The organism is Phyllobacterium sp. 0TCS1.6A (genome assembly GCF_026420825.1).
Taxonomy (GTDB): Bacteria; Pseudomonadota; Alphaproteobacteria; order Rhizobiales; family Rhizobiaceae; genus Phyllobacterium.
The window spans coordinates 84,826-97,763 of sequence record NZ_JAPMAB010000011.1; the positions used below are offsets into that span (position 1 = coordinate 84,826).

The 12,938-nt window shown below is 63.8% G+C and carries 13 protein-coding genes; 10 read left to right on the plus strand and 3 right to left on the minus strand.

Translation table 11 applies throughout. From position 1 onward, the window contains the following. Positions 1–52 precede the first annotated feature (52 nt). A complete protein-coding gene (locus tag OSJ75_RS20395; protein WP_267229291.1) occupies positions 53–802 on the plus strand; it encodes a polysaccharide deacetylase family protein in 750 nt (249 codons plus the stop codon). Between the two features lie 113 nt (positions 803–915). Further along, positions 916–2,271, plus strand: coding sequence for an esterase-like activity of phytase family protein (locus OSJ75_RS20400; RefSeq protein WP_267229292.1), 1,356 nt, complete (start codon positions 916–918; stop codon positions 2,269–2,271). 65 nt (positions 2,272–2,336) lie between these two features. Here OSJ75_RS20400 and OSJ75_RS20405 read toward each other — a convergent pair whose 3' ends face one another. Continuing rightward, positions 2,337–3,728 carry an aminotransferase gene (locus OSJ75_RS20405; protein WP_267229293.1) on the minus strand — a complete coding sequence of 464 codons (1,392 nt, stop codon included), beginning with the start codon at positions 3,726–3,728 and terminating at the stop codon, positions 2,337–2,339. A gap of 102 nt (positions 3,729–3,830) precedes the next feature. After that, complete coding sequence (locus tag OSJ75_RS20410; protein WP_250014779.1) at positions 3,831–4,187, minus strand: hypothetical protein; 357 nt, start codon at positions 4,185–4,187, stop codon at positions 3,831–3,833. 178 nt (positions 4,188–4,365) lie between these two features. Between OSJ75_RS20410 and OSJ75_RS20415 the strand changes: the two genes are divergently transcribed. Then, positions 4,366–5,175 (plus strand): DUF1499 domain-containing protein, encoded by an 810-nt coding sequence (locus OSJ75_RS20415; RefSeq protein ID WP_250014778.1) that lies wholly within the window; start codon positions 4,366–4,368, stop codon positions 5,173–5,175. 25 nt (positions 5,176–5,200) lie between these two features. Here OSJ75_RS20415 and OSJ75_RS20420 read toward each other — a convergent pair whose 3' ends face one another. Continuing rightward, entirely contained in the window at positions 5,201–6,100 is a 900-nt protein-coding gene (locus tag OSJ75_RS20420) for an MBL fold metallo-hydrolase (protein WP_267229294.1), read from the minus strand. Positions 6,101–6,202: 102 nt separating this feature from the next. Here OSJ75_RS20420 and OSJ75_RS20425 point away from each other — a divergent pair, with 102 nt between their 5' ends. The 7 genes from OSJ75_RS20425 to uraH all read left to right on the plus strand — a co-directional run bounded on the left by OSJ75_RS20425 (position 6,203) and on the right by uraH (position 12,935). Further along, positions 6,203–6,790 (plus strand): biotin transporter BioY, encoded by a 588-nt coding sequence (locus OSJ75_RS20425; RefSeq protein WP_267229295.1) that lies wholly within the window; start codon positions 6,203–6,205, stop codon positions 6,788–6,790. A 6-nt stretch (positions 6,791–6,796) separates the two neighbouring features. Next, positions 6,797–7,711: an allantoinase PuuE gene (gene puuE, locus OSJ75_RS20430; RefSeq protein WP_323748402.1), complete on the plus strand. Its 915-nt coding sequence runs from the start codon at positions 6,797–6,799 to the stop codon at positions 7,709–7,711. Continuing rightward, the gene (locus tag OSJ75_RS20435) at positions 7,708–8,217 is read left to right on the plus strand and encodes an ureidoglycolate lyase (protein WP_267229296.1); all 510 of its coding nucleotides are present in this window, start codon (positions 7,708–7,710) and stop codon (positions 8,215–8,217) included. Before puuE ends, OSJ75_RS20435 begins: the two co-directional genes overlap by 4 nt. Positions 8,218–8,327: 110 nt before the next feature. Further along, on the plus strand, positions 8,328–9,740 hold the full coding sequence (xdhA, locus tag OSJ75_RS20440; protein WP_267229298.1) for a xanthine dehydrogenase small subunit: 1,413 nt from the start codon (positions 8,328–8,330) through the stop codon (positions 9,738–9,740). Further along, positions 9,737–12,070 carry a xanthine dehydrogenase molybdopterin binding subunit gene (xdhB, locus tag OSJ75_RS20445; RefSeq protein ID WP_267229299.1) on the plus strand — a complete coding sequence of 778 codons (2,334 nt, stop codon included), beginning with the start codon at positions 9,737–9,739 and terminating at the stop codon, positions 12,068–12,070. Before xdhA ends, xdhB begins: the two co-directional genes overlap by 4 nt. Beyond that, entirely contained in the window at positions 12,067–12,579 is a 513-nt protein-coding gene (gene uraD / locus OSJ75_RS20450; protein WP_267229300.1) for a 2-oxo-4-hydroxy-4-carboxy-5-ureidoimidazoline decarboxylase, read from the plus strand. Before xdhB ends, uraD begins: the two co-directional genes overlap by 4 nt. Continuing rightward, positions 12,579–12,935 (plus strand): hydroxyisourate hydrolase, encoded by a 357-nt coding sequence (uraH, locus tag OSJ75_RS20455; protein WP_267229301.1) that lies wholly within the window; start codon positions 12,579–12,581, stop codon positions 12,933–12,935. The genes uraD and uraH overlap by 1 nt, the downstream gene beginning before the upstream one ends. Positions 12,936–12,938: the final 3 nt, after the last annotated feature.

Consider the following 12,938-nt stretch of genomic DNA (forward strand, 5'->3'; position numbering starts at 1 on the left):
TCCGGCTCTATTTGCGCGATCTTCGCGAGCAAACGGAGTTTTCGGCGAAAAAATGCGTGCTCATGCTGCAGCCTTGGCTGCCATCTTCACATTTGCGGCTGCCGGTACGGCGATCGGCGGCGGCAGGCCGCATTTCGTCGAGCCGCAGCTTTACGTGCACCAGGGCGGCCCGGATGCACCGCAACTGGCCTTGACGCTCGACGCATGTTCGGGTCAGACGGACCAGCGCATACTCGACATGCTGGTCGCCAACCGGATCCAGGCGACGATCTTCGTCACCGGGCGGTGGCTGAAGCGCAACCCCGTCGCCGTCGCGACGCTGCTGGCTCACCCGGACCTGTTCGAACTCGAGAATCATGGGCTGGCCCATGTGCCGGCGATTGACGACCAGCCGACGATGTTCGGGCTGAAAACGGCGGGATCGCTGGCAGCCATCCAGGGCGAAATCGATGGCGGCGCCAATGCCATGCAACGGGCCGCCCTGCCGCGGCCGCATTGGTACCGCGACGCCACTGCCCGATACAGCACCGATGCGGTGGCGCTCATTCACGGCCTCGGCTACCGGCTGGCAGGATATTCGCTCAATGCCGACATGGGCGCTTCGCTGCTGGCGGGGCAGGTGGAGCGACGGCTGGAAAAGGCGAGGGATGGCGACGTGATCATCGCCCATATCAACCAGCCTACGCGCGCGGCCGGCGAGGGGGTGGTGAAGGGTATCCTCGCGCTCAAGGCGCGCGGCTTCCGCTTCGTGCGCCTCGAAGACGTCACCACGGCGGAGCGTCCGGTCAGGCCGGGAGCCTGATGAAAGCGGCCACGGACGGGGCGTTGTAAATGTTTCATGAAAACAACAAACGGCTGTAATTTGGCACACCTATGCCGGTGGAGATGATTAAAGTTCAACTCCCAGGTGAATTCATGCGACCGATATTTCTTTCCATTATTGCTTCGGCATTGGCGATCACGGCTGCCCATGCCGACGAACGGCAATTTGACGCCAAGCTCGTCTCCCAGGCCATCCTTCCCGCCAATACCATGGTCGATGCGCCGAACGACGCGCCGGAGCACCTCAAGACATCGGGGAAATTCACCACGCCCGACCGCAAGCGCGCCGAAGGCATGGGCACGGTCCCCGGCAAGGATGGCGCACGCCTGACCGGCCTGTCGATGCCGTTCCAGGGCCAGCCATTGCAGGGCTTTTCCGGTATCAAGGCAATCGGCGACGGCACCTACTGGACGCTTTCGGACAATGGCTTCGGCAGCAAGTTCAATTCGCCGGATGCGATGCTGATGCTGCACCATGTCGCCTTCGACTGGGACAAGGGTGTCGTCGATCGCCGCGAGACCATATTCCTGCGCGACCCGGACCGTAAAGTGCCATTTCCGATCGTGATGGAAGGCAGCGACAGCCGCTATCTGACCGGTAGCGATTTCGATGTCGAATCCATTCAGCCGGTCGAGGACGGTTTCTGGCTCGGCGAGGAGTTCGGCCCCTATCTCGTCAAGGTTAGCCGCGACGGCAAGGTCACCGATGTCGTGCCGACCATGGTCGGCGATATCGCGGTGCGCTCGCCAGACAATCCGGCCATCGGGCTGCCCGCCAATCCGAGCCTGAAAAACCCGGCCTTCAACCTGAAGCGCTCCGGTGGCTTCGAAGGCCTCGCCCAGTCGAAGGATGGCAGCAAGCTCTATGCGCTGCTGGAAGGCCCGCTGTTCGGCGAGGACGGCACTGTCGAAAAGGTCGATGGCATGCCTGCCCTCAGGATCATCGAGTTCAATGTCGCGGACAAAGCCTGGACGGGCCGTTCCTGGCTCTATCCGCTATCGGCCGGCGGCGAGGCCATCGGCGATTTCAACATGATCGATGCGACCACCGCCCTCGTCATCGAGCGGGACAATGGCGCCGGCACCGCGGCCAAGGCATGCGCCGACCCGAAGGCACCGAAAGCCGATTGCTTCGAAGCTCCATCGAAGCACAAGCGCATCTACAAGATCGAAATGTCGGATGCCGAAGTCGGCAAAGCCGCGCGCAAGATCGGCTATATCGACCTGATGAAGATTGCCGATCCGGACGGCAAGAAGCGCCAGGGCGGCGGCGACGGCTATTATGGCATGCCGTTCGTCACCATCGAGAACGTCGACGTGGTGGATGCCACGCATATCATCGTCGGCAATGACAACAACCTGCCATTCTCGGCCGGGCGTGCGGTGGACCGGGCTGACGATACCGAATTCGTCGTGCTCGAAGTCGGCGATTTCCTCAAGGCCCGCTAGGCCGCAAATAGCAGACGGCCGCAAACAGGAGACGGGGCGGAGGCCTTCGCCTCCGCCGCCGGATGTTACGCCGCGCGCAGATCCTGCGTCGAGACCAGGGCTTCCGTATCGGCCAGGGCGAGCTCGAACCGGTTGAACAATTCGTTCAGTTCGTCCTCGGTGATGATCATCGGCGGGCAGAAGGCGATCGCGTCGCCGACGGCGCGCAGCACCGCTCCATGGCCCTCGAGGAAACGCGCCAGGGCCGGACCGACGCCATCGGCGGGGTTGAACGGCCGCTTGGTCGCCTTGTCGGCTACGAGTTCCACGGCGCCCATCAGCCCGCAATTGCGCACTTCGCCGACCAGCGGATGGTCGCTGACCCGGGCCAGCCTTGCCTCGAATGTCGGCGTCAGCTTGCGCACCTCATCGACGATGTTGCGCCGCTGGTAGATCTCGATCGCCTTGACCCCCAGCGCGCAGCCGACCGGGTGCCCGCCATAGGTGAAGCCATGGCCGAAAGTGCCGATGGCGGCGCTGTGGTCGACATAGGCCTGGTAGACATCCTCCGGCACCAGCACGGCGCCGAGCGGCGAATAGGCGGCCGTCAGCTGCTTGGCGGCGGAAATGGTGGTGGGCGTCATGCCGACGCTCTGGCTGCCCCACCAATTGCCGGTACGGCCGAAGCCATTGATCACCTCGTCGGCGATGATCAGAATGTCGTGCTCGCGCAGGATCGGCTCGATGGCGGCAAAATAGCCGGAAGGCGGCACCAGCACGCCGCCGGCGCCCATGACCGGCTCGGCGATGAAGGCGGCTATCGTGTCCGGCCCCTCGCGCTCGATCATGTCCTTCAGCGATGCGGCCAGCCGCTGCACGAATTCGGCCTCGCTCTCGCCTTCGAGGCCGAACCTGTAATAATGCGGGCAATCCGCGTGCAGGACGCCCTCGACGGGCAGATCCCAGCCCTTGTGATTATAGGGCAGGCCGGTCAGCGAAGCCGCCATGACGGTGACGCCGTGATAGGCCTTGACCCGCGAAATGATCTTTTTCTTCTTCGGCCGCCCGAGCGCATTGTTGTAATACCAGGCCAGCTTCACCTGCGTATCGTTCGCTTCCGAGCCGGAGGAAGTGTAGAAGACCTTGGAGATCGGCACCGGTGCGATCTCCTTCAGTTTCTCGGCAAGCTCGATCGCCGGTTCCATGCCCTTGCCGCCGAAGAGGTGATAATAGGGCAAAGTGCGCATCTGCTCCGTCGCCGCTTCGATCATCTCCTCGTCGCCGAAGCCGAGGCCGGCGCACCAGAGGCCGGACATGCCCTCGATATATTCCTTGCCCTGCGTATCGTAGAGATAGACGCCCTTGCCCTGGCCCATCACCAGCGGGCCGTTTTCATGCAGCTTGTGCAGGGGCGTATAGGGATGGAGGAGGGCGTCCATGTCGCGCTGCTGGACATTGGTAAGGGGCATGCTGGCCATTTCAAATCACTCCGTCTTGTCTGGTTGAGCGAGCTTAACCAGACTCCCCTCAAAGAGCAAAGAGGGACGCCGTCGGAAGCGGTGCGAAGAGGCGGTGACTTTCTACAGTTGCGGCAGTCCGCGGTGGAATGAACTCTTGTCGGAGGTCACGGTCATTGTCAGCCCGTCATTGGCGAGGAGCACATAGACGGTCTGTTCGGCGGAACCATCGGAAATGGCGATGGCCGCGATCCGTTGATGATCGCTGTCTTCCTCGGCGCGGACGTTGAATATCAGCTTGCCGCCGACAAGATCCGCGGCTTTGCGCAGCGTTTCCTCGAAGCCCTGGGTGACGATGTCCTGTGCGCCCAGCGCCAGTTCCACCTCGACCATCTCGAGCGAGATCGTTTCGTTTATCTGCGGGCTGTTCTCAAGCCCGTTCTTGTTGTTTCCCGATTGCGACAGGCCCTCATCCTCCATTGTTTGCGGCAATCCGCCAAATCACATGGCGGAATGATGACAGGTTTGTGCAACGCGATACATTCATAAATTGTGAATGGCATACATGATGGCGATTGTTCCGTGGCGGCACGGGCGTCTGGCGCTTGTCTGGAATGCCAATTGGGGTTAGCTGTGAAGCGCTTGATACGAGGAACCCATGCGAACGCATATTCGCCGCCGTCACTCCATCTCGGCCCGATGGTCGGTTCGCATCGCTTTTCTCGCGGTGATTCTCTTCGTGCTGTCGGGGCTGGGGCATCGGTTCGAGCGCATCGAGACGCCGGAGTTCCTGTGGCTGCTGGCGATCGTCGGCACCATGGCCATCCTGGCGCTGCTCCTCGCGATGAAGGGCTTCACCAGCCTGTGGCGGCGCGGCGATATCGGCTTCTCCAAGGCGTTCTGGGGCGCGATTGTCGCCTTGCTGGTCCTCGTTCCCTTCGCAACAACCCTCTACCAGATCCTGGCATTGCCGACGATCTATGACGTCTCGACCGATATCGTCGATCCGCCGTCGCTCTTCGCGGCGTCGGGCCGAACCGAGCGGATGAACCCGCTGGTGAGCGATCGCGCCTCGCGGCAGTTGCAGACCGCCGCCTATCCGCAGGTGACCGGCCGGCGCTATGACGGCTCGCCGGACCGTATCCTGACCGCCGTGAAGACGGTGATCGCCAATAATGGCTGGACGATCGTACAGCAGAAGGGCGAGCCCGGCGAGGACGAGGAAATCCTCGTGCAGGTCGTCGCCCGCACCTGGCTGCTCGGCTTCACCAGCGACGTGGCGATCCGCCTGAGCGACGAGAGCGAGACGACCTATGTCGATATGCGCTCCGTCTCCCGCTATGGCATTCATGATCTCGGCGAGAATGCCGACCGCATCGCGGCTTTCATGACGGCGCTCGACGCCGAGGTGCAGGGGGCGCAGCCGGAAGAGGAAACGACGCGGTCGCCGGCGGAAGACCCGACCTGACCGGACAGGCAATAGGTACGGATAGCTACGAGTAGATGCCGTCGATGGCGGGGTTGCCCTCGGTCTGCACCAGGCCGCGCGCCACCATGTCCTCCAGATGCGCCAATACCGAGAGGCCGGCCGCGCCATGCAGCCGCGGATCGGTTTCGCGATAGATCGCTTTGACCATTGCGGGAATGGTCCGGTCGCCGGCACGCACGCGCTCGAGAATGGCGCGCTCGCGCATCTTGCGGTGTGTTTTCAGGCCCCTGACGAAGGCGCCTGGCTTTGTGACGGGTCCGCCATGGCCGGGGAAATAGACGCGGTCGCGGCGTTCCAGCATGCGGTCGAGCGAGGCTATGTAGTCCGACATGGAGCCATCCGGCGGCGCGACGATCGATGTCGACCAGGCCATGACATGATCGGCGGAAAAGACGATGCCGGTTCCTTCCAGCGCGAAGACGGCATGATTGGCGGTGTGTCCCGGCGTGTGGATCGTGCGGATGGTCCAGCCATCCCCGGCAATCAGCGACTGGTCGGCGGCCTCGATATCGGGCGAAAACTCCGTGTCGGCGCTGGCGTCGAGCAGGTTCACCTCGCCGGTGTGGAGCGGCCGCGCCGGCCGGTGCGGACCCTCGGCGACGACCAGCGCCCCCGTTTCCCGGCGCAATGTCTCGGCGAGCGGCGAGTGGTCGCGATGCGTGTGGCTGACGAAGATGTGGCTGACCGGGCGCGGGCCGATCGCCCTTCGCAGGGCGGCAAGATGGTGGTCGTCCAGCGGGCCGGGATCGATGATGGCGAGCGTGTCGCGTCCGATGATATAGGAATTGGTGCCGTGAAAGGTGAAGGGACTGGGGTTGTTCACCGTCATCCGCCGTATGGCAGGTGCGATCTCTACCGCCTCGCCATAATTCGGGGCGAAGCTATTGTCGAAAACCAGAGACATGCGGGGAAGGTCCTTGTGCTACAAATGGCGTATTGCGGTGCGGCATGTTCCTTAATATACCGTTTGCATCAAGTGGTGAAAGCCAGCCCGGAGGACCAGAGAATGAATACCGCCCAGACCCGTTCGCTCGCCGAGACGTTCCAGCCCGAATCGCAAATCGCCAAGGCGGTCTGGTATGTCAGCCTCGCCCTGGTCGGTTCGGCGCTCATGACCCTTGCCGCCAAGACCAAGGTGGACATGGTGTTCGTCAATGTGACGATGCAGACATTCGCGGTCTTCGCCATCTCCGCGGCCTATGGCTCGCGCCTTGCCGTGGCGACCATGGCTCTCTATCTCATGCAGGGCGCGCTCGGCATGCCGGTCTTCACCGGGACGCCGGAAAAGGGCATCGGCCTTGCCTATATGGTCGGCCCCACCGGCGGCTATCTTCTCGCCTATCTCGTCGCCGCCTGGGTGATCGGCAAGGCTGCCGATATCGGTTTCACCCGCAATCCGCTGCGGCTGGGGCTCGCCATGGCCGCCGGCGAGATCATCATCCTCGGCATGGGCTTCCTGTGGATGGCCTATCTCTTCGGTGCGGAAAGGGCGCTGGCCTTCGGCGTCGGCCCGTTCATCTTCGGCGATGTGCTCAAGCTCGTTCTCGCCGCGCTTGCGGTTCCTGCCGTCGGCGCGCTGCTCAAGCGCGGTTGATCGTCCTTGCAGGCCTATCCGCGCGATCTCGTCGGCTATGGGCGCAACCCTCCGGACCCGCAATGGCCGGAGGGCGCCAAGCTCGCCATACAATTCGTCGTCAATTACGAGGAGGGCGGCGAGAGCTGCATTCTCGATGACGATCCCGTCTCGGAGAGCCTGCTTTCCGAGATCGTCGGCGCCCAGCCCTGGCCGGGCCAGCGCAATCTCAACATGGAATCGATCTATGAATATGGCGCGCGCGCCGGGTTCTGGCGCCTGTGGCGCATGTTCACGCGCCGCTCCCTGCCGGTAACCGTCTATGGCGTCACCCTTGCCATGGCCCGCAATCCGGAAGCCGTCGCCGCCATGAAGGAAGCGGGCTGGGAGATTGCCAGCCATGGCCTGCGCTGGCTCGAATACAAGGACTTTTCCGAGGAGCGCGAGCGCGAACACATATTGGAGGCGGTGAGGCTTCATACGGAGATCACCGGTTCCCGTCCCCTCGGCATCTACCAGGGCAAGCCGTCCAGCCAGACATTGAAACTGGTGATGGAAGAGGGCGGGTTTCTCTATTCGGCCGATAGTTATGCCGATGAATTGCCCTATTGGGTGCAGGGGCCGAAGGGGCCGCATCTGATCGTGCCCTATACGCTGGACGCCAACGACATGCGCTTTGCCACGCCGCAGGGCTTCAACAGCGGCGATCAGTTCTTCTGCTACCTCAAGGACAGTTTCGACGTCCTCTACCGCGAGGGCCTCGAAGGCGCACCGAAAATGATGTCCGTCGGCCTGCATTGCCGCCTGGTCGGCCGGCCCGGCCGCGCGGCGGCGCTGGAGCGGTTCCTGGATTATGTGCAGCAGCACGACAAGGTCTGGGTGGCGCAGCGCGTCGATATCGCCCGTCATTGGCACGAACATCATCGGCCGTCGCAGCCATGAGTGTCGAAGACCTCACGGTGGAGCCCTTGACCAGGGCGGCGTTCGCGCCGTTCGGCGATGTGATCGAGACGGAGGGCGCGCAGATGCGCCTGATCAATGGCGGCAGCACCGAGCGCTTCCACGATCTTGCCAAGGTCGATATTGCCGGGCCGGACGCCCGCGTCCTCGTCAATATATTTGTCGGCCAGGCCTTCTCGCCGCCGATCACGATCGAGATGCTCGAACGTCACCCGTTCGGCAGCCAGGCCTTCTATCCGCTGCAGGCGCGGCCGTTCCTGGCCGTGGTCGCGCCGGACGAGAATGGCGTTCCCGGCCGGCCGCGAGCTTTTCTGTGCCGCGGCGACCAGGGCGTCAATTATGGCCGCAACGTCTGGCATCATCCGCTGATCGCCCTCGGGGAGAATTCGGCCTTTCTCGTCGTCGATCGCGGCGGCGCAGGCGACAATCTCGAAGAGCATTTCTTTGCCGGGAGCAAATTCAGGATAGCGCGGCTCGATCCGGCATAGTTCGGTTCGCACCCATGGCGGAAAAAGGCTTCCCGGCGCCCGAAAATAGTTCGCGGGATTGGCGTCCGGGCCCACTTGACGGCTGCGCCACGCCGGTTGAAGCTGGATACATGGCAAATTCCATAAGGTTCTTTCTCAATGGCAGGAAGCAGGAGGCATCGGTCCGGCCGGACATGACGGTGCTCGACTGGCTGCGCCTTTCCGCCCGCCTCACGGGCACCAAGGAGGGCTGCGCGGAGGGCGATTGCGGCGCATGTTCGGTCCTCATCGGCGACCCGGACGACGGCGACATGCGCTACCATGCCGCCAATAGCTGCATCCTCGCCATGGGGCAGGTCGATGGCCGCGCGGTCGTGACCGTGGAGGGGCTGAAGGCGGGCGAATTGCATCCGATACAGGCGGCGATGGCGGAAAACGGCTCGTCGCAATGCGGCTTCTGCACCCCCGGCATCGTCATTTCTCTGGCAGGCCTCACGGCAGCGAACAAGGATGCCGATGACGAGGCCATCCATGATGCGCTGGCGGGCAATCTCTGCCGCTGTACCGGTTATCGACCGATCGTCGAGGCCGCGCGCAAGGTCGTCGCCGGCGGGGGCGCCGCGATCGCCGGACCCGGCGCCGCCGAGGTCGCCGCGCTGCAGCCCGGCTTGCTGGAGGCGGAAGGCGCCGCCTTTCACCAGCCGGTCTCGCTGAACGAGCTCCTGCCGTTGCGGGGCGAAAAGCCGGATGCGGTGCTGCTTGCCGGCGGCACCGATCTCGGCGTTGCGCTTGCCGATTATCATGGTGAATGGAACGAGGTCATATCGCTCGCCCGGGTGCGCGAGTTGCGCGCCATCCGCGAGACGGAGCATCATTTGAGTTTCGGCGCGGCGGTGACATGGGAAGAAGTGCTCGGCAGCGTCGCTCCGCTCTACCCGTCGCTGGCAACGCTCATTCGCCGGTTCGGCTCGGCGCAGATCCGCTCCATGGGCACGATCGGCGGCAATATCGGCACGGCGAGCCCTATCGGCGATGGACCGCCCGCCTTGATCGCGCTCGGTGCCGAAATCGAGCTCGCCTCGCTCACCGGCCACCGCTTCATGGCGCTTGAGGATTTCTTCTCCGGCTATCGCAAGACGGCGCTGCGTGCGGGCGAGGTCATTGCTTCCGTCTCGATACCAAAGCCGCGCGAGGGACAGGAATTCCGCGTCTACAAAATATCCAAGCGCTACGACCAGGACATATCGACCGTCTGCGGCGCCTTTTCGATCCAGCGCGAGATGGGGCAGGTCCGCCAGGCCCGTATCGCCTTTGGCGGCATGGCCGCCGTTCCCATGCGCGCCGTGGCCGGCGAGGCGGCCCTGGTCGGCAGCAGTTTCGACGAACGGGCGATCGAGGCCTGCGCCGCCGCCATATCTTCCGGCTTCGAGCCGCTGACCGATTGGCGCGGCACCGCGGCCTACCGGCTTCAGGTCGCCGCCAATCTCGTCCGCCGCTTCCACAGGGACGTCGGCGGCGAGACCGTGGAGGTCATGGCGCTATGAGCAGCGAAACCGCGGCGCGCATCGTCCAGCGCTCGATCGTCGGCAAGGGCATCGCCCATGATTCGGCTGCTCGTCACGTGGCGGGCGAGGCCGCCTATATCGACGACATGCCCGAACTGCCGGGAACGCTGCATGGCGCGCTGGTGCTTTCGCCGGTGGCCCATGGCCGGCTGAAGGGCGTCGATGCCGGCGAAGCGCTCGCCATGGAGGGCGTCGCCGGTTTCTGGAGCGCCGGCGATGTGCCCGGCCATAATGAAGTCGGCCCGATCCATACGGGCGAGCCGCTTTTCGCCGAAACCATCCTCGAACATGAGGGCCAGGTCATCGGCATCGTCGCGGCGCGTGATTTCGAAACCGCCTACCGGGCGGCGAAACGCGTCAGGCTCGACATCGAAAAGCTCGATCCGGTGCTCGACATCGAAGAAGCGCACCGCCGCAAGAATTATGTGGTGCCGCTGCAGGAAGTGGTGGACGGAGATGCAGCGACGGCCATCGATGCCGCCCCCCACGTATTTTCCGGCACGCTTCGCATGGGCGGGCAGGACCATTTCTACCTCGAAACCCACATCGCCTATGCCATTCCGGGCGAGAATGGCGAAATGCTGGTGCATTCGTCCACGCAGCATCCGACGGAGGTGCAGCATCACGTCGCCGGCATCCTCGGCATTCACGCCAATGCGGTCGAATGCCAGGTGCGCCGCATGGGCGGCGGGTTCGGAGGCAAGGAAAGCCAGCCGACGATCATCGCCGGTGCAGCGGCCCTGGTGGCGGTGAAAACCGGCAGGCCCTGCAAATTGCGGCTGAAGCGCCGCGACGACATGGCGGCGACGGGCAAGCGCCATGATTTCGTCGTGCACTGGCGCGTCGGCACCGATGCAACGGGCCGCATCCATGGGCTGGAGGCCGAATATCTGGCCCGCGCCGGCAATGTCGCGGACCTTACCGGGCCCGTCATTACCCGTGCGCTCACCCACACCGACAATGCCTATCACATTGCCCATGCGCGCTTTGCCGGCCATGCCTGCAAGACCAATACGGTCTCCAATACGGCGTTTCGCGGCTTTGGCGGGCCGCAGGGGATCATCACCATCGAGGCCGTGATCGACACCATCGCCCGCAAGCTGAAGCTCGATCCGAACAGGGTGCGCGGGGTCAATTATTACGGCAGCGACACCGGCGACATGACGCCCTATGGGCAGAAGGTCGAAGATAACAGGCTCGTCGAGGTCACCGAGGCGGTTCTCGCCTCGTCCGAATGGCAGCAGCGGCGCGCGGAGATCGACCGGCACAATTCCGCCGATCCCGTGATCAGGCGGGGTCTGGCGATGATGCCGGTCAAGTTCGGCATTTCCTTCAACCTCACATCGCTGAACCAGGCCGGTGCGCTGGTGCATGTCTATCTCGACGGCTCCATCTTCCTCAACCATGGCGGCACCGAGATGGGGCAGGGCCTGTTCGTCAAGGTGGCGCAGGTCGTGGCCGAGGTGTTCCAGGTCGATCTCGACATGGTGCGCATTTCATCGACGGCGACGGGGAAAGTGCCGAATACCAGCGCCACGGCGGCCTCCACCGGATCGGACCTCAACGGCATGGCGGCCTATAAGGCGGCGACGGCCATCAAGGCGCGCATGACCAGGGTGGCCGCGGAACATTTCGGCGTCGGGGAGGAACTCATCCTCTTCCGCGAGGGCCGCGTCCATGCCGGCAATGAATCGATTTCGTTCGGCGAACTGGCGAAACTGGCATGGGCGAAGCGGGTGCAGCTTTCCGAAGCGGGGCATTATGCGACGCCCAAGATCCATTGGGACGGCAAGGCCATGAAGGGCCGGCCGTTCTTCTATTTCAGCTATGGCGCTGCCGTGGCGGAAGTCGCTGTCGACACATTGACCGGCGAGACGCGCTGCCTGCGCGCCGACATATTGCAGGATGTGGGATCGCCGCTCAATCCCGCCATCGACCTTGGCCAGATCGAAGGCGCCTTCGTCCAGGGCATGGGGTGGGTCACCTGCGAGGAATTGTGGTGGGACGGCGCCGGAAAGCTGCGCACCGTCGGTCCATCCACCTACAAGATACCCGGATCGCGCGATGTGCCGCCGGCCTTCAACGTGCGTATTCTCGACAATCTGCCCAATCGCGAGGAGACGGTCTATCGATCCAAGGCGATCGGCGAGCCGCCGCTGATGCTCGGCATATCGGTCTGGCTGGCCATTCGCGACGCCATAGCGTCGATCGATGGCGATGTGCCCGACCTTGATGCACCGGCAACGCCGGAGGCGGTGCTGCGCGCTGTCGGCATTGCCAAATCCCGAAAACAAGGAGCGCCGTTGTGAAGCTCGAAAGCCTGAATTCGGCGGAAAGCGACGCATTCGTCGCTGCGCTGGCCGGCATCTACGAACATTCGCCCTGGGTGGCCGAGGCCGTTGCCGATGCACGGCCTTTCGCCTCCGTCGATGCCCTGCATGAGGCGATGAACGGCGCTGTCGCCCGTGCCGGCCGCAAGGCGCAGCTCGACCTCATCCGCGCCCATCCGGACCTTGCCGGCAAGGCGGCGCTGGCCGGCGCGCTGACCGCTGAATCGACGGGCGAACAGCGCGGCGCGGGTCTCGATCGGCTGACCGAAGCCGAGTTTGCCGAGTTTCATCGGCTCAACGACGAATATCGCGGCAGGTTCGGCTTTCCGTTCATCCTGGCGGTGCGCGGCCACGACAAGCATTCGATCCTTGCTTCGTTCCGCCAGCGGCTGGCGAATGATATCGAAGCGGAGACGGAAGAGGCCTTGAGCCAGATCGGCCGCATTGCCGGCTTCCGTCTGCGCGACCTGCTGGAGGAACAGCAATAATGGGAAAACTGTCGACCCATGTTCTCGATACGAGTGCCGGCATTCCTGCCGAAGGCATCAGGATAACCCTGCATCGCCTCGATCCGGAAGGCGTGCGCCATCTGCTCGTCACCGCCGTCACCAACAGCGACGGACGGACGGACCAGCCGCTGCTTGCGGCGGCTGATCTGATCCCCGGCCAATATGAACTCACGTTCCATGTCGGCGAGTATTTCGGCGCGAAGCGAGCGCCGGCGGACGCCGTGCCGTTCCTCGACGACGTTCCCGTGCGCTTCGCCATAGCTGATGCGGGCGCGAATTATCACGTCCCGCTGCTCGTTACGCCCTGGTCCTATTCCACCTATCGCGGCAGCTGATCC